Here is a 21,980-nt window from a genome sequence, read left to right on the forward strand (position 1 = left end):
CACGCTTCCAGATCAAAAGATCGCAGCCTGCGGCAGCGCCTGCACGGAAATACGCGTTTCCCTGTAGGAGCTGCCGCAGGCTGCGATCTTTTTTTGCTCACTGATTGCAATGCCCAAGCTTGCCAATCACGGAAAAATCCCGCAAAAACGCACAGATTTTTAAAGGATTTTTACCAATGAGCTCGATTCTCGATCTGGAGATCTTCGTCCGCGTGGCCGACTCCGGCAGTATTTCTTCCGCTGCCCGCACTCTTGAACTGACGCCGGCCGCCGCAAGCATCGCCTTGAAGCGTCTGGAAACCCGACTCGGTATCCGCCTGCTCGCGCGCTCCACCCGCAGCATGCGCCTGACCGAAGAAGGTCGGCGTTATCTCGACAGCGTACGCATTGCCCTCGGCGCCCTGGCCGAAGGTGAGCAGGCACTGAAGCAACACGGCGAAGGCCTCAGCGGTGTGCTGCAACTGGCCGCACCCTCGGACTTCGGGCGCAACGTGTTGTTGCCGTGGCTGGACGACTTCAAACGTGCACACCCGAATATTCAACTGCAATTGTTGCTCAACGATCGGCACGCCGATCTGTTCCGCGAAACCGTGGATGTCGCGCTGCGCTTTGGTGTGCCCAGTGATTCGACGCTGGTAGCGTTGCCGATTCTGCCGGCGCATCGCCGTGTTGCCTGCGCCAGCCCGGACTATCTCGCCCGCCATGGCACACCGCAACATCCCGGCGAACTGCGCGAACACAGCGCCTTGCTCTACCTGCGCAATGGTCGGCCCTACAACACCTGGCGCTTCAGTCGCGAGGACGAAACGCTGGAAGTTGAAGTCCACGGCGATTACTTCAGCGATGACGGCGAAGTCGCGCGGCGCTGGGCCCTGGCCGGGCATGGCATTGCCTACAAAGCCTGGCTGGACGTCGCCGAGGATGTGCGCGGCGGACGCCTGCTGACGCTGTTCGATGACTGGCATGGCGAGAGCGTGCCGTTCAATCTGCTGTGCCCGCATCGGGTGCAGGTGTCGGAACGCGTTCGGGTGTTGCAGGCGTTTTTGCAGACGCGTTGCGCAGCACTCAGCCGATAATTCACTTTGCCCCGTCGGATGCTTCTGGTATTTGATTGGAGTTTTCCCACCCGATAAAAGGATTTCGGCATGAGCTACCGCACACTGGGGCACTCGGGGTTGCAGGTGTCCACCCTCACCCTCGGCACGATGATGTTTGGCGAGCAGACCAGCGCCGAGGACTCGCTGCGCATCATCGACAAGGCCTGGGATCAGGGCATCAATTTCATCGACACCGCCGACGTCTACACCAACGGCCGCTCGGAAGAAATCGTCGGCGAGGCGATTGCCCGCCATCGGCACGAATGGGTGTTGGCAACCAAGGTCGGTTTCGGCCCGGCGGACGGCGTGCCAAACCGCAGCGGCTTGAGCCGCAAGCACATCTTCAATGGTCTGGAGGCCAGCCTGACCCGTCTTGGCACCGACTATCTCGACATCTATTACCTGCACCGCGAAGACCACAACACGCCGCTGGAAGTCAGCGTATCGGCAATTGGCGACCTGATTCGCCAGGGCAAGATCCGTTACTGGGGCCTGTCGAACTATCGCGGCTGGCGCATCGCCGAAGTGATCCGTATCGCCGACAACCTCGGCGTTGATCGCCCGGTGATCAGTCAGCCGCTGTACAACATCGTCAACCGCCAGGCCGAGACCGAGCAGATCAGCGCCGCGCAAACCTATGGCCTCGGCGTGGTGCCTTACAGCCCGCTGGCCCGTGGCGTGCTCAGCGGCAAATACGCACCCGACGCCGCTCCCGACGCCAACAGCCGCGCCGGGCGTCAGGACAAACGCATTCTGGAAACCGAATGGCGCGTGGAATCGCTGCGCATCGCCCAGCAGATTCAGCAGTACACCCAGGGCCGTGGCGTCGGGATTGTCGAATTCGCGATTGCCTGGGTGCTGAACAACAGCGCGGTGACCTCGGCGATTGTCGGGCCGCGCACCGAACAGCAGTGGGATGCTTACACCAAGGCGCAGGCGGTGCAGATCACGGCGGAGGATGAAGCGTTTATCGACTCGCTGGTGACGCCGGGGCATGCTTCGACGCCGGGGTTTAACGATGTGAGCCATTTTGTGTCAGGCCGTAAACCGCGTCAGGCCTGAAAGCCTCACAAGCCGGGCATCAGCGGCGTCAGCAGATTACGAGGGCAACACAAATCCATTGTGGGAGCCTGCTCGCGAAGAGGCCGGCACATTCAACATCTGCGTTGTCTGGCACACCGCTTTCGCGAGCAGGCTCGCTCCCACAGGTTTTGTGCTTATCTTCAGGATGTGGGAAATATTGATCACTCGGCCAATATTCAGCACAAAAACCACGTATCCTGCGCGCCCTGTTTGATCACCCATCCGCGAGGACAGTTTGTCTAAAGGTATCGCTCTATCGGTTTCAGCTTCGGTGCTGTTTGCCGTCATGTATTACTACACCTCGCTGCTCACCCCGTTGAGCGGCGTGGAAATCTTTGGCTGGCGGATGCTCCTGACCGTGCCGTGCATGACCGTGTTCATGCTGGTGTCGGGTGAATGGCGGCGGGTGCTGGAGTTGCTGCGCAAGGTGGCGGGCTATCCAAAGCTGATTGGCGGTCTGATTGTTTCGTCGGGTTTGCTCGGCGTGCAGTTGTGGCTGTTCATGTGGGCGCCGCTCAACGGCTACAGCCTCGATGTGTCGCTGGGTTATTTCCTGTTGCCGCTGGCGATGGTACTGACCGGGCGCATTGTGTACGGCGACAGCCTGTCGTACCTGCAGAAAATCGCGGTGTTCTTTGCCGTTCTCGGCGTGGCGAACGAGCTGTATCGGGTCGGCGGATTTTCCTGGGCGACCCTGGTGGTCGTGGTCGGTTACCCGCTGTATTTCGTCCTGCGCAAACGCCTGAAGACCGACAACCTGGGCGGTCTGTGGGTCGACATGACCTTGATGCTGCCGGTGGCGTACTGGTTCGTGCGCGGTGGTGAGCAAGGTTTCGCCGTGTTCGATCAGTATCCGGGCTTGCTCTGGCTGATTCCGCTGCTCGGTCTGATCAGTGCTTCGGCGCTGGTGGTGTACATCATTGCCAGCCGCTTGCTGCCGTTCAGCCTGTTTGGTTTGCTCAGTTACGTCGAGCCGGTGTTGCTGCTCGGCGTGGCGCTGTTGCTCGGTGAAAGCATCAAGGCCGGCGAGTGGCTGACCTACATTCCGATCTGGCTCGCCGTTGTGGTGCTGATCTTCGAAGGCTTCAAACACCTGATGCGACAACGCAGGTCTTAAAAGCAACACAAAACTACTGTGGGAGGGGGCTTGCTCGCGAAAGCGTCAGTTCAGTCAACAAAGACCTTGAACGAAAGACCGAATTCGCGAGCAAGCCCGCTCCCACAGTTTTTTCTGACGCAAAAAAATCCCGGCTGTGCATGACTGCAAGCCGGGATTTTTTCATTCTGGCGGCGGATTACTCGGTCGCGAGCACACCACGACGCACCTGGTCACGCTCGATCGATTCGAACAGCGCCTTGAAGTTGCCCTCGCCGAAACCATCATCGCCTTTACGCTGGATGAATTCGAAGAACACCGGGCCCATCAGGGTTTCCGAGAAGATCTGCAGCAGCAGGCGCTTGTCGTCCGGGTTCGACGAGCCGTCGAGCAGGATGCCGCGCGATTGCAGCTGATCAACCGGCTCGCCGTGGTTCGGTAGACGGCCTTCGAGCATTTCGTAGTAGGTGTCCGGCGGCGCGGTCATGAAGCGCATGCCGATCTTCTTCAACTGATCCCAGGTCTTGATCAGGTCGTCGGTGAGGAACGCCACGTGCTGAATGCCCTCGCCGTTGAACTGCATCAGGAACTCTTCGATCTGCCCGGCGCCCTTGGACGACTCTTCGTTCAGCGGGATGCGGATCATGCCGTCCGGAGCGGTCATCGCTTTCGAGGTCAGGCCGGTGTATTCGCCCTTGATGTCGAAATAACGGATCTCGCGGAAGTTGAACAGCTTCTCGTAGAAGTTGGCCCAGTAGGCCATGCGACCGCGGTACACGTTGTGGGTCAGGTGGTCGATGATTTTCAGACCGGCACCGACCGGGTTGCGATCAACGCCCTCGATGAACACGAAGTCGATGTCATAGATCGAACTGCCTTCACCAAAACGGTCGATCAGGTACAGCGGCGCGCCGCCGATGCCCTTTATCGCTGGCAGGTTCAGCTCCATCGGGCCGGTTTCGATGTGGATCGGCTGAGCACCGAGTTCCAGTGCGCGGCTGTAGGCCTTTTGCGAATCCTTCACGCGGAACGCCATGCCACACACCGACGGGCCGTGTTCGGCCGCGAAGTACGAAGCGACGCTATTGGGTTCGTTGTTGAGGATCAGGTTGATCGCGCCCTGACGGTACAGGTGCACGTTCTTGGAGCGGTGGGTCGCGACTTTGGTGAAGCCCATGATCTCGAAGATCGGCTCCAGGGTGCCAGGAGTCGGCGATGCGAACTCGATGAACTCAAAGCCCATCAGGCCCATTGGGTTTTCGTATAAATCTGCCATGGTGACGCCTCATCATTCTTATCAATTAACCAGAGTTATTTGTCAGTAATGCTGAGACCGGCGGGAGGTGCGCAGGAGATGCCTCGCACACTGCGGGCGAGGAAGTCACCGTAGATCAGTTGAAACCCGAATATCTTCATTGTCGACCCAAGGCTCTTGCGGGCGAGGCTTCTGCTGCCAGAAGACGTTTATTATTGTATGCGTAACCCGATTCTACACAGCGTAAATAGGGTTGTCTGCCCTCTCTATAAAATCCGCCTTTTTCGCATCGGTGCAAGGGGTTTGTTGCACAGGTAAATCCCCACCAGCACCAACCCGCCGCCCAGGCACATGCTCAACGTCAGTTGCTCGCCGAGCAGCAGCGCGCCGAGCACCACCGCGGTCAGCGGATTCAGGGCAATGAACACGCCGGATCGGGTCGCGCCGATTTTGCGGATGCCATCGTAGTAGCCGATGTAAGCCAGCGCCGAGCCGAACACGCCGAGGTAAATCAGGCTCAGCCATTGTGGCGTTCCGAGGCTGATCAAGGCTGCTCCGCTGACCTCGCCACGCAACATTGCCAGCGCCCACAGCATCGCGCTGCCGATCAACACGGAAAAGGTCACGGTCTGCAGCGGGCCGATGGATTGGTTCAGCCCCCGGGAAAACAGCGAGTAAACACCCCAGCTCAACACGCAGCCAAAAATCAACAGATCACCGATCCACGCATCGGGTGTCACGGCAAGTAGTCGCGGGTCACGGCTGACAATCACCAGGCCGGCGCCCGTGATGCAGATCGCGATACCGGCGACTTTCGCCCGACCCAGGCGCTCTTTGAACAACAACCACGAGGCCAGACCGATCACCGCCGGGTTCAACGCGACAATCAACGAAGCCCGTGAAGCGTTGATGTACCGCAGACCATAAAAGAAGCACAGGTTGTAGAGGAAAATGCCGAAGAACCCGAGCAACGTCAGTTGCAGCCATTGCCCGGGTGTCGGTCGCGCCAACGGGATACGCGCTATCCACAGAAACCCGAGCAACGCCACGCTGGCGAGCAGGAAGCGCAGGCTGGCGGCGAACAACGGGCTGAGGCTGCCCGTCAGAAAACGCCCTGCGACAAAGGTCCCGCCCCAAATCATGGTTACCGCTGCCAGCGTCAGGTAAACCGGCCGGTCGGAGGCCGTTAGGTGGGTTTGCTCAAGGTTGCGCATGATGTTCCAAACGAAAGAAGTTGAAGGATGGCGTATCATTCCCCTCATGCCCTCTCATCGTAAAATGAGTAAACACTCATGACCCTCACACAACTGGAGATCTTCTCGCTGGTCGCCGAACTGCGCGGATTTACCCTCGCTGCCCATCGTCTGGGGATTTCGCAGTCGGCGATATCCCACGCGATGAAATCGCTGGAACAGGAGTTGGGCGTGGAGTTGTTGCGGCGACACCAGTCGCAGGTGGAGCTCACCGATATCGGCGAGCAACTGCTGCAGCGCGCAAGGGCCATGCTCGGTCTGGCCAACACGTTGCGCCAGGAAGCGGCCGATGCGCGGGGCATGAAAAGCGGTACGTTGCGTATTGGCTCATTCGGCCCGACGTCATCGATCAAGTTGCTGCCGAAGATTCTGCAGCGCTATCGCGAAGTGCATCCGGGCATCGAAGTGCACATTGATGAGGGGCCGGACCGGCAGGTGCTGCAGTGGCTGGAAGAGCGGCGAATCGATGTCGGTTTTGTAGTGTTGCCCGAGGAACGCTTCGACACTTTTGCTCTGGTCGAAGATCAGATGGTTGCCCTGCTGCCGTCCAATCATCCATTGGCCGCAAAGGCCGCACTAAGCCTCAAGGATCTGTGCACTGATCCATTTGTGCTGACCGAGGCCGGCTCATCGGAACTGGTTTCGCGTCTGTTCAGCGCCGCGCGTCTGCAACCGAACATTCGCTATCGTTGCTCGCAATTGCTCAGTACGCTGGACGTCGTCAGCCGGGGCGATGCAATCACCGTCGTCGCCGAAGGCTCGTTGCCGGGCGCTCCTGCCCCACGTTACGTGAAGAAACCGCTGTTGCCGGCGGTGCAACGTCTGATCGGCCTCGCTGTCCTCGATCAGCGTCAGGCGTCGCCCGCCACGCGGGCATTTATCGAACTCGCTAGACAGATCAACCAGCCGTGAGCAGCACAAGCGCCAACGGCCATCTATCATCCCTTCTGACTCCGCTGTTTTCACCGGTGCGCCGTTGCCAGGCCAGCATTCGAGAGTTCCAATCCATCGCAACAGGATGCGCCTATGCCCTTGACCGTCAGACCCCGCCGCAAACGCAGCGTACGCATTTTTGTGAGCCTGCTTTGTGGTGTTTTGCCCGTCCTGCTAGGCGGCGGGATTCTGTATCTGCAAGCCGAACGCACCTTGCAACAGAGCACGCAAAATACCGCCGAGGAGGCGTTGCGCCAGTTTGAACTGATGCTCGACAACACCGCCCAGGCCGCCAGCGAACTGCTGCCCCTGGCCGGCCAGCCCTGCGACAGCGTCAAACTGGCCTTGCGTGAGCAGGTGACCCGTCGACCTTTTGTGCGCTCGACCAATCTGGTGTGGGACAACAACCTCTATTGCAGCTCGCTGTTCGGGGAGTTCAAGGAGGCCGTGAACCCGGGTGACTATACGCAGGGCAAACTGTGGTTGATGAATGGCAACCCCGTCACGCCCAACACCGCGCTGTTGGTGTATCGCCTCAGCGAAGGTCGCGGTGGCGCGCTGACCACCCTCGATGGTTATCACCTGAGCAACATCCTGCGCCTGATCGGCCGGCAGACGCTGCTGTTGTTGCAGGTCGGCGATAACTGGCTGTCCGTCGATGGCAAGGTGCATCAAGGCGCCCTGCCGCCGTTACCGGTGGCGCAGAGTATGCTCGCGTCTTCGCGCTATGCCTTCAGTGTCAGTGCAGGCTTTCCGCAGGGGCAAACGTGGCGCTACATGGCCGGCGAATACCCGCCGCTGTTCAGTCTGCTGATATTTTTCGGGGTGATCGCGGGCGCTATCGCCCATGTCCTGCAACGGCGCGCCACTTCGCCCAGCCATGAGATGCTGCGCGCGCTGGAGGCTGGCGAATTCATTCCCTACTTCCAGCCGGTGGTGCATGGCGACAGCCGGAAGTGGTCCGGCGCTGAAGTACTGATGCGCTGGAATCACCCCAAGGAGGGTCTGGTGCGTCCGGATCTGTTCATTCCGTTTGCCGAACATTCAGGCCTGATCGTGCCCATGACTCGTTCGCTGATGCAGCAGACAGCCGCCCTGCTCGGCCCGTTGTCGGCGGAGTTCGACAAACCGTTCCACATCGGCATCAACATCACCGCCAGCCATTGCCAGGATCTGCAACTGGTCGAAGACTGTCGCGGGTTTCTCGCTGCTTTTGCCCCCGGCAGTATCAACCTGGTGCTGGAGCTGACCGAGCGCGAGCTGATTGAGCCAACCGATGTCACGCACCTATTGTTCGAGCAGTTGCACGCGCTGGGGGTGATGATCGCCATCGACGATTTCGGTACCGGCCATTCAAGCCTGGGCTACCTGCGAACATTCAATGTCGATTTTCTCAAGATCGACCAGAGTTTCGTCGCGATGATCGGCATTGATGCGCTGTCGCGGCATATTCTGGACACGATTATCGAACTGTCGGCCAAGCTCGATTTGGGTATTGTTGCCGAAGGTGTAGAAACTCAGGCTCAGGCTGACTATCTGACCGCACACCACGTCAACTTCCTGCAGGGCTATCTGTTCGGAAAACCCATGCCTGGCGCCGACTTCATCGATGCATTAAGTCACCATTAACTAAAAATAAATTAAGCCCGGCGCTGCGACCGGGCGCACCAAATTGATACAAAACACCACTGTTGTTACATGACGACAAGATCAGGATTTACTCTTGGCGCATTAACTACTACAATTTTTTCAGCCTGTGCAAGATTGGCAGGTGAGCCATTATCACCGAGTCGCTTCAAGGCTCTTGGCTTATAGCTTTGTTTGCGGTTGGTATCAGCCAAACACACTATTGGAGTAAAGATATTGTCCAGACTCGCTGAATTTCGTGCAGCTGAAAAGGCCCTTCAGGAACAGCTCAAGCAGTTGGAATCACTGAAGAACGATGCCGGGCTCAAGAAAGAAATCGAATTCGAAGAAAAGCTCCAGGGGCTGATGAAAACCTACGGCAAAGGCCTGAAAGACATCATCGCCATCCTCGATCCGAACCCGTCCAAGTCCGGCCTGCAAGTGTCTGCCGCACCGAAAACCCGCCGCGCTCGCGTGGTCAAGGTCTATCAGAACCCGCACACCGGTGAACTGATCGAAACCAAGGGCGGCAACCACCGCGGCCTGAAAGCCTGGAAGGAACAGTACGGTGCAGCCACCGTTGATTCCTGGTTGCGCGGTTAATCTTGCGTCAACAAACAAGCCCTGCTCTATGCAGGGCTTTTTTTTCGACAATATCTAACAAAAGCAACGATTTCCCCCGCGCTAATTATCAATTCGCTTTAACACCCACAAGACGTGAGGCCAAACAGTTTGCGCCAGGATGTTGCGGCCGTAACCGCTGCTAAACTTTGTGCTTAATTCCTTCGGGTATCTAAACCCGTCGCGGTGCAAACAGACGCTTAAAGTTTCAAGCTGTTTCTCACTGCGACTATTTCCTCGGCGCTCGCCTTATAAACCTCAGCCTGACCCGCGTAAGAAAGTACATAAGCCTTATCCGTCGCGACCGCAGCAACCAATGTTTGCGACAACACATGACGGCCGTTTTCGGTGATCGTGCAGGTGGTCTCCAGTGCATCCAGAGCGGCGAGTTTTGCCGGATGTATCTTGTTGCAAACGCTTTGATAGCCACCCTGGAAGAAGTCTTTCTGAATAGATTTGCGCATTTCCAGCAGGACACCCTGCACATTGACCTGATGGCCTGCCTCAACCTGGCTCATGGTCAACTCCATCACCATCACCTGATTGCCGTCAGCATCGTTTTTCACCGCGCGCTGGCGCGAAACCTGAGGGGCTTGATCAGGCAGCGCCTCTACTTCCCAGCCTGCAGGCCAGGTGATACTGGGCTGATCCGCCAGCGCCGGACCGGCAAGCAGCGATGAGAAAAGGCAAACGAACAGCGCTTTGAACGGTCGGATCATTACCAGAGGCACTCGCAGATTGAGCTGCAAAGTCTGAGGCCCGGCCGCCCACAGAGCAAGCCGCGCATTCGGTTTGGCGATGCCGCCCCGCATGCGTATCATTGCGCCCATTCACTCGCCCCATTGTTACGGAGGGCCTATGAGCCTGCACGAACTGAACACTTTCCCTGGCGTCACCGCCACTCCAGACAGCGCAACCCGCAACTTCGTCTTCAACCACACCATGCTGCGTGTGAAGGACATCACCAAGTCGCTGGACTTCTACACCCGCGTATTGGGCTTCTCGCTGGTTGAAAAGCGTGATTTCCCGGAAGCCGAATTCAGCCTGTACTTCCTCGCGCTGGTCGACAAGGCGCAGATCCCGGCCGACGCCGCCGCCCGCACCGAATGGATGAAGGCGATCCCCGGCATTCTGGAACTGACCCACAACCACGGCACCGAAAACGACGCCGACTTCGCCTATCACAATGGCAACACCGACCCACGCGGTTTCGGCCACATCTGCATCTCGGTGCCAGACATCGTTGCCGCGTGCGCACGTTTTGAAGAGCTGGGCTGTGATTTCCAGAAGCGCCTGACTGATGGCCGTATGAAAAGCCTGGCGTTCATCAAGGACCCGGATGGCTACTGGGTTGAAATCATTCAGCCTGCGCCGCTGTAACTGACTGCAAATTTCTCCTGTAGGAGTGAGCCTGCTCGCGATAGCGGTGTGTCAGGCCATGATGTTTTGAATGTGCAGCCGCCATCGCGAGCAGGCTCACTCCTACAATTGGATTGTGTCAGGCATAAAAAACCCATGATCGCTCATGGGTTTTTTCGTTTCAGCGACTGCCGTTTTACGCCGGCGCGGAAGTACGGATCAAGTGATCGAACGCGCTGAGGGAAGCCTTGGCACCCTCGCCCACCGCAATCACGATCTGCTTGTACGGCACAGTGGTCACGTCGCCGGCTGCGAAGATCCCCGGGATCGAGGTCTCGCCACGGTTGTCGACGATGATTTCACCACGCGGCGACAGCTCGATGGTGCCTTTGAGCCAGTCGGTGTTCGGCAGCAGACCGATCTGTACGAAAATCCCTTCCAGCTCGACGCTGCGCAGTTCGTCAGTATTGCGATCCTTGTAACGCAAGCCGTTGACCTTCTCGCCATTACCGGTGACTTCAGTGGTTTGCGCACTGGTGATCACGGTGACGTTCGGCAGGCTGTGCAGTTTGCGTTGCAGTACCGCGTCGGCACGCAGTTGCACGTCGAACTCCAGCAGCGTGACGTGAGCAACGATACCGGCCAGGTCGATGGCAGCTTCGACGCCGGAGTTACCGCCGCCGATCACCGCCACACGCTTGCCTTTGAACAGCGGGCCGTCGCAGTGCGGGCAGTACGCCACGCCCTTGTTACGGTATTCCTGCTCGCCCGGCACGTTCATTTCACGCCAGCGCGCACCGGTCGCCAGGATCACGCTCTTGGCTTTCAGGGTTGCACCGCTGGCAAAGTGGACTTCGTGCAGCTCGCCGTTCTTGCCGGGAATCAGCTTGTCGGCGCGTTGCAGGTTCATGATGTCGACGTCGTACTGCTTGACGTGTTCTTCCAGCGCCGTGGCCAGTTTCGGGCCTTCGGTTTCCTGCACGGAAATGAAGTTCTCGATGGCCATGGTGTCGAGCACCTGACCGCCGAAGCGCTCAGCCGCAACACCGGTGCGGATGCCTTTACGGGCGGCATAGATCGCGGCCGACGCACCGGCCGGGCCACCTCCTACTACGAGCACATCAAAGGCTTGTTTGGCGCTGATTTTCTCGGCCTGACGCTCGATGGCGCCGGTATCGAGTTTGGCGAGGATTTCTTCCAGGCCCATGCGACCCTGACCGAAGTTTTCACCATTGAGGTAGATGCTCGGCACCGCCATGATCTTGCGATCGTTGACTTCGTCCTGGAACAGCGCGCCGTCGATGGCGACGTGACGGATGTTCGGGTTCAGCACGGCCATCAGGTTCAACGCCTGGACCACGTCCGGGCAGTTCTGGCACGACAGCGAGAAGTAGGTTTCGAAACTGAACTCACCCTTGAGCGAGCGGATCTGTTCGATCACTTCGGCACTGGCTTTCGATGGGTGGCCGCCGACTTGCAACAGGGCCAGCACCAGCGAGGTGAATTCATGGCCCATCGGGATGCCGGCGAAACGCAGGCTGATGTCGGCACCCGGGCGATTGATCGAGAACGACGGCTTGCGGGCATCGGTGCCGCTGTCGATCAGAGTAATTTGGCTCGAAAGACTGGCAACGTCTTTCAGCAGGTCAAGCATTTCCCGGGATTTCGCACCGTCGTCGAGGGAAGCAACGATCTCGATCGGCTGGGTAACCCGTTCCAGGTACGATTTCAACTGGGCTTTAAGATTGGCGTCCAACATACGGGCGATCTCCTGTGTCTTTATTCGAGGCGAAAAAAAGCCCGAGCGAATCTCGCCCGGGCTTTTTCAATGGGCGGTGCAGCTTACTGAAGTAGGTGCGGAATCCCGCCCTGTGTTGCGTGTCTCACAGACTCAGATCTTGCCGACCAGGTCCAGGGACGGAGCCAGAGTGGCCTCGCCTTCTTTCCATTTGGCTGGGCAAACTTCGCCTGGGTGAGCAGCAACGTACTGAGCAGCCTTGATCTTGCGCAGCAGCTCGGAAGCGTCACGGCCAACGCCGCCATCGTTCAGTTCAACGATTTTGATCTGGCCTTCAGGGTTGATCACGAAGGTGCCACGGTCAGCCAGACCAGCTTCTTCGATCAGCACGTCGAAGTTGCGGGAGATGACGTGGGTCGGGTCGCCGATCATGGTGTATTCGATTTTGCCGATGGCTGGCGAAGTGTTGTGCCAGGCAGCGTGAGCAAAGTGGGTGTCGGTCGAAACGCTGTAGATTTCCACGCCCAGTTTCTGGAACGCAGCGTAGTTGTCGGCCAGGTCTTCCAGCTCGGTTGGGCACACGAAGGTGAAGTCGGCTGGGTAGAAGAACACTACGGACCATTTGCCTTTCAGGTCAGCGTCCGAGACTTGTACGAAGTCGCCGTTTTTGAATGCGGTAGCTTTGAACGGTTTTACTTGGCTGTTGATGATAGGCATTGATGACTCTCCGTCAGGGTTGTGAATTCGATGGGTGAATCCTACCCACTCACTCGACGGATGGCTCATTGGCAAACCTGATGCTGCTGATTTGTTTTCGCTATTAGCGGACTGTATTAATAGAAGAAAACCATATCTACGACGAAGCCGGTTTATCCGTAATCCGGGCCATCCCGTGAAAGGGGCTGGCTTCAACATAGCGCATGGCTGACTTCATATCCTTCCAGCCGACGTAACTCATCAGCGATTTCAGATCCCAGCCGCTTTGATGCGCCCACGTGGCAAAGCCGCGGCGCAGGGAATGGCTGGTGTAACGCTCGGCCGGGATGCCGGCGCGCTCGAGCGCCTGACGCAACAGCGGAATGATGCTGTTGGCGTGCAAGCCCTCCTCGCTCAGATGGCCCCAGCGGTCAACGCCGCGAAACACCGGGCCGCGTACCAGCGCTGCTTCGGTGATCCAGTCGATATAAGCCTGCACCGGGCACAGCTTGAGCAGCGCCGGCGCCTGATACGTCTGCCCGAGGTTGTCGCGGTCGCCCTTGCTGCGCGGCAGGTAGAGGGTGATGCCGCTGCCGGCGTGCGCCTGCACGTGCTCGATCTGCAGACGGCACAACTCGTCACTGCGGAAGCCCCGCCAGAAGCCCAGCAGGATCAGCGCCCGATCGCGATAGGCCTTGAGCAACTGCGGACGATCCTGATTCTGCCTGGCGCTACTGGTTTCCTGCTCCAGCCAGTCGACCACTTGCTGCAGATCGTGCAATTGCAACGGTTCGGCCTGTTTTTCCTGCGCCGGATGCAGTGCGCGAATGCCTTTGAACACTTTGCGCACCACTGGGGCCTTGGTCGGATCGGCAAAACCCTGACTGTTGTGCCACTGCGCCAGCGCTGACAGCCGCAGTTTCAGTGTGTTGATCGACAGCACCCCGGCATGCTCGACCAGATACCGCGCCACGCTGTCGGCGGTCGCTGGCAGGAAGCCGCCCCACTTCACTTCGAAATGCTCGATCGCAGAACGATAACTGCGGCGGGTGTTGTCACGGGTGGCGGCTTGCAGGTAGCGATCGATCTCGCTCATGGGCAGTGTTCTCGCAGGCGTACTGATTGCTGGATGAAAAACCCGATTCAGGGGTCTGACATTGGGTAATACCAGTATATCCCGCCTGTGATTAATCAAGCATTTAACTTTATTTTCAGCGTGGTACACTGCGTACTTTGGTGGCATGTACCACAGTACGTAATGGTAGGAGTTAAAATGGCCCGTGGTGGCGTTAACAAAGCAGTGGTGCAGATCGCGCGCTCAGCGATTCTGGCCCGAGGCGAACACCCCAGCATCGATGCAGTACGCATCGAACTGGGCAACACCGGTTCGAAAACCACGATCCATCGCTATCTGAAAGAGCTGGATGACGGCAGCCAACCGGTCGAAGCGTCCGCAGAACCGATCAATGACGAGCTGACTGCACTGGTCTCGCGTCTCGCCCAGCGCCTGAAAGAACAGGCGCAAGAGCCGATCGAACTAGCGCGCGAGCAGTTCGAAGAGCAGCGCGAAATCCTGGAAGCGGAACTCAAGCAGGTGCGCCAGGCACTTGAGCAACTGGAACAACAGCACGACATTCAAGGCGCGGCGCTGGCCAAGGAATCCGAAGCGCTAAAAGAAACCCGCTCGATGCTGCAGACCGAGCAAACCCGCAACGCCGGACTCAATCAGGCGCTGGCTGATTTCGAATTGCGCCTGCAGGACAAGGACGAGCAGATCCGCTCGCTGGAAGAGAAACATCTGCACGCCCGTGATGCTCTGGAGCACTACCGCAACGCCACTAAAGAGCAGCGCGAGCAGGAGCAGGCCCGTCACGAAGGACAGCTGCAGCAGTTGCAGATGGAATTGCGCCAGGCGCAACAAAGTGCACTGGTGCGTCAGGACGAGATCACTCAGTTGCATCGCGACAACGAACGCCTGCTCACGGAAAACCGCGGCACTCAGCGCGAACTGAGCCTGATGCAGGATCAGCTCAAGCACAGCAACCAGCGTCAGGATCAGTTGCTGGAGCAAGCCACTCGCGTCGACAACGAACGCACCCTCCTCCAGGAACGCCTGCGCGTGGCCCTGCTGGAAAGTCAGACGCTGAAACAGGATGCCGACGAACAGCGGCAGCTCAATCAGTCACTGGAAAAGGAACTGACCAAGACTCAGGCCAGCCTCGAGGACAGCTTGCGTCTGGCGGCTACCGTTGCGGCAGCGCCAGACACAACCAAAGCGAAGGACGCTTAAGCGCCGACCGGCGTACGCATGGTGACGAACTCTTCGGCGGCCGTCGGGTGCACCCCGATCGTGTCGTCGAAGTCACGCTTGGTCGCGCCAGCCTTCAGCGCGATCGCCAGACCCTGGACGATCTCCCCCGCGTCCGGACCGACCATGTGGCAACCGAGCACCTTGTCGGTCTTGCCGTCGACCACCAGTTTCATCAGGGTTTTCTCCTGACACTCGGTCAGCGTCAGCTTCATCGGGCGAAAGCGGCTCTCGTAAATCACCACTTCATACCCCGCTTCCCGCGCCTCCTCTTCGGTCAAGCCGACAGTGCCGATGTTCGGCAGACTGAACACGGCGGTCGGGATCATCTTGTAATCCACCGGACGGTATTGCTCAGGCTTGAACAAGCGCCGCGCCACCGCCATGCCTTCGGCCAGCGCCACTGGCGTCAGTTGCACCCGACCGATCACATCACCCAGCGCCAGAATCGACGGCTCGCTGGTCTGGTATTGCTCGTCAACTTTGATGAAACCTTTGTCGGTGAGCTGCACATCGGTGTTTTCCAGCCCAAGGTTGTCCAGCATCGGACGCCGGCCCGTGGCGTAGAACACGCAATCGGCTTCCAGCACGCGGCCATCCTTGAGGGTCGCTTTCAGGCTGCCGTCAGGCTGTTTGTCGATGCGCGCGATGTCGGCGTTGAATTGCAGATCCATACCGCGCTTGGTCAGCTCTTCCTGCAGATGCTTGCGCACCGAGCCATCGAAACCACGCAGGAACAGATCACCGCGATACAGCAGCGTAGTGTTCGCGCCCAGACCGTGGAAAATCCCGGCGAACTCGACCGCGATGTAACCACCACCGACCACCAGTACCCGCTTCGGCAGCTCTTTGAGGAAAAACGCCTGATTGGAACTGATCGCGTGTTCGTGCCCCGGGATTTCCGGAATCTGCGGCCAGCCACCCGTGGCAATCAGAATGTTTTTCGCGGTGAAGCGCTCACCGTTGACCTCGACCTCGTGCGGGCCGACGATCTTCGCGTGGGCTTCGTGCAGGGTCACGCCGCTGTTGACCAGAAGGTTGCGATAAATGCCGTTGAGGCGATTGATCTCGCGGTCCTTGTTGGCGATCAGGGTCGCCCAGTCGAAATTCGCTTCGCCCAGGCTCCAGCCGAAACCGGACGACTGTTCGAAGTCTTCGGCGAAATGCGCGCCGTACACCAGCAGTTTCTTCGGCACGCAGCCGACGTTGACGCAGGTGCCGCCCAGGTAACGGCTCTCGGCCACCGCCACTTTCGCGCCGAAACCGGCGGCGAAGCGCGCTGCACGTACACCGCCGGAACCGGCACCAATCACATAAAGGTCAAAATCGTAGGCCATTGCTATCTCCTCGGCAGGCCAACAGCATACCCGCCGCCGTCTATTGGGCAAGCGCCGTGAGCAGCTTTTCGCCCGTCTCGGCGAAGTCGGGAAATATCTCCAAATAATAATATTTCTTGTTTGTTACTAAATCGTCGTGCTGCGTCTCGTCTTTGAACCAATGGATTTTTTCCCTCGAAGACAAGGAGTCGGCTGCGATGTTCGCGCCCATTACCCGTTCCATGACCCTGACTGTCGGCTTGTTCAGCATGGCGTTGAGTCCCGATCTGCTGGCTGAAACCGATCCTGAAGCAGCGCCACAATCCGCCGCCCAAGCGCTGGAACTGGACGCCACCAGCGTCAGCGCTGAAGGTCTCGGCGTTAATACCGAAAACACCGAGTCCTACACCACTGGCGCGATGAGCACCGCGACGCGGCTGAACCTGTCGATCAAGGAAACCCCGCAATCGGTGTCCGTGGTCACGCGCCAGCAAATGGATGATTTCAAGCTCGGTACATTGTCCGAAGCCATGCGCCAGACCACCGGCATCGTCGTGCAGCACAACGACTCGGATCGGGTCAGCTATTCGGCGCGGGGTTACCCGATCAACAATTTCCAGATTGATGGGATGCTCAACACCTTCGGGCGCATGAAGTCGGACTCGGACACCATCATCTACGACCGCATCGAAGTGGTACGCGGCGCCACCGGGCTGACCACCGGCGCCGGTGATCCTTCAGCCACCATCAACATGGTGCGCAAGCGCCCGACTGCCCAGTGGCAGGCACTGGCCGGGGTCAGTGGCGGCAGCTACGACAACTACTACAGCTATGTCGATGTCGGCGGGCCGCTGGCCTTCGATGGTCGGCTGCGCGGGCGTACGGTGCTGGCCTATCGCGACAGCCAGTCGTTCCGCGACAAATACGCGCTGCAGCGCGAGGTCGGCTACGGCATTCTCGAAGCTGATCTGACCGACTCCACGGTGCTTGCCGTCGGTTACGACTATCAGGACAAGCAGGTTCAGGGCACCTCCTGGGGCACCGTGCCGTACTGGAACGCCGACGGCAGCAAGGCCGGCCTCGGACGGTCGACCAACATGGCGACATCCTGGAGTTCCTGGCCGCTGAAGGACAAGACCGCGTTCGTTACCCTGGACCAGCAATTGGGTAATGGCTGGAAGCTGAAGGCCGCCTACACCCACCGCGAAAGTGATACCGACGGCAAGGTCTATTACGGCGGCGCCGGTTTTCCTGAAACCGACCGCAGCGGCATGATGGCCTACATGGGGCACATGCTCGGCACACAGAAAATGAGCGTGTACGACTTCAACCTGTCAGGGCCGTACCAGCTGTTCGGCCGCGAACACGAGATGATGTTCGGCTACGGCGAGGCGGAAAACCGCTCGACTTCGCCCTACTCCTTCAACAGTCCCCAAGCCGCCGACTACGGCAAGATCCGCGACTGGAAGTACATGGGTGACATCGGCAAATTCGCCGACACCGTTACCAGCCTGCCGGGCGCGCGAGGCATCACCCGGCAGAAAGCCGGTTATCTCGCGACACGTCTGAGCCTGACCGATGAGCTGCATGCAGTACTCGGCAGCCGCTATGGCAGTTGGGACGAATCCAGCACCGATTACTACTATGATGCGCAGCAAAAACTGACCAGCACCGATGCCACCCATCAACGCCAGAATGATATCTGGACGCCCTACGCCGGCCTGCTTTACGACCTGACGCCGGAGTACACGGTTTACGCCAGCTACACCGACATTTTCAAACCGCAGAGTAAGCGCGACAGCAACCGCAATTACCTCGACCCGGTGATCGGCAGCAACTATGAAGTCGGGCTCAAAGGCAGCCTGCTCGACGAACGCCTGAACCTGGCGACGGCAGTGTTCTGGAGCAAACAGGACAACGTCGCCGAGCGTGACAACTCGGTGCCCCCGGACCCGGTGAGCGGCGAGGAGTTTTTCAAGTCCGGCGGCAAGGGTAACAAGGTCAATGGCTTCGAAGCCGAAGTGTCCGGGGAAATTCTCAGCGGCTGGAACATGACCGCCGGCTACACCTACACCCATTCCGTCGACGGCGAAAAACAGCGCAGCAACACCGCTCAACCACTGAACATGCTGCGGCTGTCCACGGCCTATCGCCTGCCGGGCAACTGGCACGCATTGACCGTGGGTGGCGCGGTGAACTGGCAGAGCGACGTCTACGGCGCGGCCAACCGCCCGGTCGGGCGCGGCGCCAACGGCCGGATCATCACCGAACCGGCGCGGATCAACCAGGAGGCCTACACCGTGGTCAAGCTGATGTCGCGCTATGAGTTCGACAGGCATCTGTCGGCGTCGCTGAACGTCGATAACCTGTTCGACAAGAAGTATTACGACAACGTCGGCTTCTACAACGGCGTGTACTGGGGCGACCCGCGCACGGTGACCTTGAGCCTGGACTGGAAGCTCTGACCAATCCACGCAAACAAAACCCCTGTGGTGAGGGGATTCATCCCCGATGGGTCGCGAAGCGGCCCCACTCTCGAGGTGACGCGCAATGCGTCACCAAATCCCGTCGCCACCGCTGTTAACCCCGAGTTAATTCCCCGCCGGGACACTGTGCCCCGAGATCTGCTTCATGGACGAACGGCTCCCACGTTTTTCAGTAGGAGGCACCATGAAAACCACCACCGCCATTCTTGCCGGGCTACTCGCCCTCGGTTCCGCCAGCGCCTTTGCCGAGGGCGGCGCCGAACGCATGCGGCATTACTACGACAACTTCCCGGTCCACCACGCGCCAAGCGAACAGCCGACCGATAGCAAAGCAGCGGAACTGAAGGTTCCGAACGATCAGACCGCGCAAGTCACCGAGTCTTATCGCGACTGATTCACCGAGCAACCGATGGACCTCCGATGGCTCCGCTCTGGCCTCGGAGACGACAGTTGGGCGCCCTGTCCGGGGCGCCTTTTTTTATGCCTGCAGATCCTTGATCCAGAACAGCATACGGCCATGTTCCGGGTCGAACATGCCGGGGGCGAAGCCGAATTTGCGGTAGGAGTTCTGTGCCACCTCGTTGCCTTCGAGCACTTCCAGGGTGATCTTGCAGCAACCGCGCTGACGGCAGATTTCCTCGACCTTGCGCAGCATTTTCTGACTCAAGCCGAGGCCGCGAAATTTGCTCACGACCGCCACGTCATGGACATTGACCAGCGGCTTGCAGGCAAACGTCGAGAAACCTTCAAAGCAGTTCACCAGCCCTGCCGGCTCGCCACCGACGAACGCCAGCACACTGAACGCATGAGGCCTGCGCGCAAGTTCTTCCGGCACGCGACGCAACAGTTCCGGGTCAAGCGAATGGCCGCCGCCCATGGGATCTTCTGCGTAATGATTGAGCACGATGCCGATGGCTTCGGCGTGCAGTGGATTGGTGTAACTGGCTTGCAGCACAAGAATTTCTGCGGAATCCATTTCCATCCCCGATCATGGCCCCGGCGTGCAAAGTGCGCACCTGAAAGGCTGTTCGACCTTACCGCGAGGATGTTGCGGGCCACAACCGGATCTTTTGATTTCCAGGCTTCAGCGCCCCCAGATCAGCTCTTCGGTCCAGCCCAACTCGGCAAAATCCTGAGCACGCAACCCGCTCTCGCCGGCGCAGAAGAACTCATCCAGTTGCGGCGGTTTCACCGTGGTCGCGCTGAGCATCGCGTGCACCTGCCCACGATGATGAATCTGGTGCTCGAACAGGTGCGACAGCATACGCAAGCGACTGTCATGCTGCGGCGTTTCCCGGGCGATGGTGACGATCCGCCCCAGATCGGCATCGCGCAGTTGTTCGCAATAAGCGATCAGTCGACGATCGACGTGCGCCTGCTCTTCACGCAGCGCTGCGGCCTCGGTAAACGGCTCGTCATGGTTGAAAAACACATAGCAATCAGGATGCGGTTCGTCACCGCGCAACTCGCGTTCCAGAGCGTCGACGTAGAACCAGTCGCACGTCAGGATGTGATTGAGGGTGAGGCGGATACTCGGAAAGAAGCTCGTTCGCGGCGCCGCCAGCTCAGTGGCGTCGAGCTGATTCCAGGCTTTGCCGAGGCGATGATTGGCCCACGCGTTCTGGTAGGCCATGGTCAGTAAATGATGCGACAACGGTTGACTCATGCTCGCGCCCTCTTCGCTCAGGATTCGGCAAAACGCTGCAGCTGCATCTCCTGCAACCGGCTGAGGGTGCGCCGGAACGGGAATTCCAGATAACCCTCGGTGTACAGCGCCTCCATCGGTACCTGGGCTTCAATGTACAGCGGCACCTTACGGTCGTAACACTCGTCGACCAAGGCAATGAAGCGACGCACGCCGTCGTCGTGCACCGACAGTTGCGGCAACTCACGGTCACCGGCCACCACCTGCGCCGAGCCGTCCTCGGTGCCGCGAGCGATGCGCCCTTCGCGTTTCTGCGCGCTGAGGTTCGGCACGTCGCTCAACAGAATAGACCGATAGTTGTCGCACAGTGCGATGAAATCCATCGCGGCAAATGGTTGCTCGCAGAGATCGGCATAGCGGCACCAGAGCACCGTCGCACTGGCTTGCACCACGTTCAGCACACGATGGCCGACGGGCACCGGCTCGGCGCTGGCGGGCTGCCCGGCGTTGAGTGACTGGAAGACCTGCTCCAGAGCACTGCCCTGTCCCGGCGCAGCGACAAAATAGCGCTGCTGACCCGCGCCCGGATGCAGGCGATGATCCTCGGCACCATTTACCGCCACCACTTGCATGTGCGCCTTGATCGCGGCAATCGCCGGGACAAACCGGTCGCGGTTGAAGCCGTCGGCGTACAGCTCATCCGGCGGCAGGTTGGAGGTGCAGACCACCACCACGCCTTCGTCGAACATCACCTGAAACAGCCGCCCGAGAATGATCGCATCGCCGATGTCGTTGACGAACAGCTCGTCGAAACACAGCACCCGCACTTCCGCCGCCAACTCTTTGGCCAGCGCTCGCAGCGGGTCGGCGATGCCGGTCAACTGGAACGAGCGCTGGTGCACCCAGCCCATGAAGTGATGAAAGTGCTGCCGTCGCGCCGGCACCCGCAAAGTCTGATAGAACTGATCCATCAACCAGGTCTTGCCGCGCCCGACCGGGCCCCACAAATACACGCCAGTGACCGAACGGGCACCGGCGTGCAAGGCTTCATGGCATTTTTGCAAGGCCCAGACCGCATGCTCCTGGGCTTCATCCTGGATGAAACCCTTGTGCTCGATCGCGTGTTGCCAGGCGCTTAAAGGAGAGTCGAAAGTCATGCGCGGCAGTATGCCACGATGTCCCTGAAAAACAGGCGCCCTTTTGTGGGAGCGGGCTTGCTCGCGAAGGCGTCAGGCCAGCCAGCAGCATCGTTGTATGACACACCGCTTTCGTGAGCAAGCCCACTCCCAAACGGGTTCTGTGGGGGGGGCAAAGATCGACTGTATATCTCGCGACCTCAAAACAGCGTGCAGCAACTGCCTGGAATACAACCTCCTGTGGGAGCAACTGTCTTACTACCACCGTTCGTCACCGCCACTCTGTGCCGTCTCGCAGCATGGCATTCAGTCTGATCAGCAGTATTCGCATA

Annotated in this window: 21 protein-coding genes; 10 read left to right on the forward strand and 11 right to left on the reverse strand. The window is 59.2% G+C overall.

The features are described from left to right. Positions 1-176: 176 nt before the first annotated feature. The 3 genes from LVD08_RS05185 to rarD all read left to right on the forward strand — a co-directional run bounded on the left by LVD08_RS05185 (position 177) and on the right by rarD (position 3,297). The gene (locus tag LVD08_RS05185) at positions 177-1,076 is read left to right on the forward strand and encodes a LysR family transcriptional regulator (protein ID WP_247267635.1); all 900 of its coding nucleotides are present in this window, start codon (positions 177-179) and stop codon (positions 1,074-1,076) included. Positions 1,077-1,145: 69 nt separating this feature from the next. Further along, positions 1,146-2,159 carry an aldo/keto reductase gene (locus tag LVD08_RS05190; protein ID WP_247267636.1) on the forward strand — a complete coding sequence of 338 codons (1,014 nt, stop codon included), beginning with the start codon at positions 1,146-1,148 and terminating at the stop codon, positions 2,157-2,159. Positions 2,160-2,415: 256 nt separating this feature from the next. Beyond that, positions 2,416-3,297, forward strand: coding sequence for an EamA family transporter RarD (rarD, locus tag LVD08_RS05195; protein WP_027611999.1), 882 nt, complete (start codon positions 2,416-2,418; stop codon positions 3,295-3,297). Positions 3,298-3,475: 178 nt separating this feature from the next. On the opposite strand, the gene hppD is transcribed toward rarD, so the two are convergent. Further along, positions 3,476-4,552 carry a 4-hydroxyphenylpyruvate dioxygenase gene (gene hppD, locus LVD08_RS05200; RefSeq protein WP_115989844.1) on the reverse strand — a complete coding sequence of 359 codons (1,077 nt, stop codon included), beginning with the start codon at positions 4,550-4,552 and terminating at the stop codon, positions 3,476-3,478. 245 nt (positions 4,553-4,797) lie between these two features. Continuing rightward, positions 4,798-5,745, reverse strand: coding sequence for a DMT family transporter (locus tag LVD08_RS05205; RefSeq protein WP_247267637.1), 948 nt, complete (start codon positions 5,743-5,745; stop codon positions 4,798-4,800). Between the two features lie 78 nt (positions 5,746-5,823). On the opposite strand from LVD08_RS05205, the gene LVD08_RS05210 reads away from it, so the two are divergent. The 3 genes from LVD08_RS05210 to LVD08_RS05220 all read left to right on the forward strand — a co-directional run bounded on the left by LVD08_RS05210 (position 5,824) and on the right by LVD08_RS05220 (position 8,946). Continuing rightward, on the forward strand, positions 5,824-6,696 hold the full coding sequence (locus tag LVD08_RS05210) for a LysR family transcriptional regulator (protein ID WP_247267638.1): 873 nt from the start codon (positions 5,824-5,826) through the stop codon (positions 6,694-6,696). Positions 6,697-6,810: 114 nt separating this feature from the next. After that, positions 6,811-8,346, forward strand: a complete 1,536-nt coding sequence (locus tag LVD08_RS05215) for an EAL domain-containing protein (RefSeq protein ID WP_027612003.1) — start codon at positions 6,811-6,813, stop codon at positions 8,344-8,346. Positions 8,347-8,580: 234 nt separating this feature from the next. Then, positions 8,581-8,946 (forward strand): histone-like nucleoid-structuring protein, MvaT/MvaU family, encoded by a 366-nt coding sequence (locus LVD08_RS05220; protein WP_003224630.1) that lies wholly within the window; start codon positions 8,581-8,583, stop codon positions 8,944-8,946. Positions 8,947-9,164: 218 nt separating this feature from the next. On the opposite strand, the gene LVD08_RS05225 is transcribed toward LVD08_RS05220, so the two are convergent. Further along, positions 9,165-9,683, reverse strand: a complete 519-nt coding sequence (locus tag LVD08_RS05225; protein WP_096797438.1) for a DUF4946 domain-containing protein — start codon at positions 9,681-9,683, stop codon at positions 9,165-9,167. A 139-nt stretch (positions 9,684-9,822) separates the two neighbouring features. Between LVD08_RS05225 and gloA the strand changes: the two genes are divergently transcribed. Further along, on the forward strand, positions 9,823-10,344 hold the full coding sequence (gloA, locus tag LVD08_RS05230) for a lactoylglutathione lyase (RefSeq protein ID WP_247267639.1): 522 nt from the start codon (positions 9,823-9,825) through the stop codon (positions 10,342-10,344). Positions 10,345-10,519: 175 nt separating this feature from the next. Here gloA and ahpF read toward each other — a convergent pair whose 3' ends face one another. From ahpF to LVD08_RS05245, 3 genes are all read right to left on the reverse strand, one after another. Next, positions 10,520-12,082, reverse strand: coding sequence for an alkyl hydroperoxide reductase subunit F (gene ahpF / locus LVD08_RS05235; RefSeq protein WP_027612006.1), 1,563 nt, complete (start codon positions 12,080-12,082; stop codon positions 10,520-10,522). A gap of 132 nt (positions 12,083-12,214) precedes the next feature. After that, positions 12,215-12,778, reverse strand: coding sequence for an alkyl hydroperoxide reductase subunit C (ahpC, locus tag LVD08_RS05240; RefSeq protein ID WP_003224621.1), 564 nt, complete (start codon positions 12,776-12,778; stop codon positions 12,215-12,217). Positions 12,779-12,914: 136 nt separating this feature from the next. Further along, complete coding sequence (locus LVD08_RS05245; protein WP_247267640.1) at positions 12,915-13,853, reverse strand: site-specific integrase; 939 nt, start codon at positions 13,851-13,853, stop codon at positions 12,915-12,917. A 177-nt stretch (positions 13,854-14,030) separates the two neighbouring features. Between LVD08_RS05245 and LVD08_RS05250 the strand changes: the two genes are divergently transcribed. Further along, entirely contained in the window at positions 14,031-15,047 is a 1,017-nt protein-coding gene (locus LVD08_RS05250) for a DNA-binding protein (protein WP_247267641.1), read from the forward strand. Here LVD08_RS05250 and gorA read toward each other — a convergent pair. Together gorA and LVD08_RS05260 are read right to left on the reverse strand one after the other, a co-directional pair. Beyond that, positions 15,044-16,402, reverse strand: a complete 1,359-nt coding sequence (gorA, locus tag LVD08_RS05255) for a glutathione-disulfide reductase (protein WP_247267642.1) — start codon at positions 16,400-16,402, stop codon at positions 15,044-15,046. The two genes, LVD08_RS05250 and gorA, sit on opposite strands and share 4 nt — an antisense overlap. A 40-nt stretch (positions 16,403-16,442) precedes the next feature. Continuing rightward, on the reverse strand, positions 16,443-16,613 hold the full coding sequence (locus LVD08_RS05260; RefSeq protein ID WP_143503118.1) for a GPO family capsid scaffolding protein: 171 nt from the start codon (positions 16,611-16,613) through the stop codon (positions 16,443-16,445). Here LVD08_RS05260 and LVD08_RS05265 point away from each other — a divergent pair. Beyond that, positions 16,600-18,846 carry a TonB-dependent siderophore receptor gene (locus LVD08_RS05265; protein ID WP_247267643.1) on the forward strand — a complete coding sequence of 749 codons (2,247 nt, stop codon included), beginning with the start codon at positions 16,600-16,602 and terminating at the stop codon, positions 18,844-18,846. The genes LVD08_RS05260 and LVD08_RS05265 overlap by 14 nt on opposite strands. Positions 18,847-19,051: 205 nt before the next feature. Beyond that, positions 19,052-19,261 (forward strand): hypothetical protein, encoded by a 210-nt coding sequence (locus LVD08_RS05270; protein ID WP_097089648.1) that lies wholly within the window; start codon positions 19,052-19,054, stop codon positions 19,259-19,261. An 84-nt stretch (positions 19,262-19,345) separates the two neighbouring features. Here the strand turns inward: LVD08_RS05270 and LVD08_RS05275 are convergent, their stop codons facing one another. From LVD08_RS05275 to zapE, 3 genes are all read right to left on the reverse strand, one after another. Continuing rightward, a complete protein-coding gene (locus LVD08_RS05275) occupies positions 19,346-19,843 on the reverse strand; it encodes a GNAT family N-acetyltransferase (protein ID WP_098968408.1) in 498 nt (165 codons plus the stop codon). Between the two features lie 108 nt (positions 19,844-19,951). Next, positions 19,952-20,533, reverse strand: a complete 582-nt coding sequence (locus LVD08_RS05280; RefSeq protein WP_098963951.1) for a DinB family protein — start codon at positions 20,531-20,533, stop codon at positions 19,952-19,954. 17 nt (positions 20,534-20,550) lie between these two features. Then, positions 20,551-21,669, reverse strand: a complete 1,119-nt coding sequence (gene zapE / locus LVD08_RS05285; protein WP_247267644.1) for a cell division protein ZapE — start codon at positions 21,667-21,669, stop codon at positions 20,551-20,553. Positions 21,670-21,980 lie beyond the last annotated feature (311 nt).

Origin of the sequence: Pseudomonas sp. YL2, assembly GCF_023063025.1 — a bacterium.
GTDB lineage: Bacteria > Pseudomonadota > Gammaproteobacteria > Pseudomonadales > Pseudomonadaceae > Aquipseudomonas > Aquipseudomonas putida_A.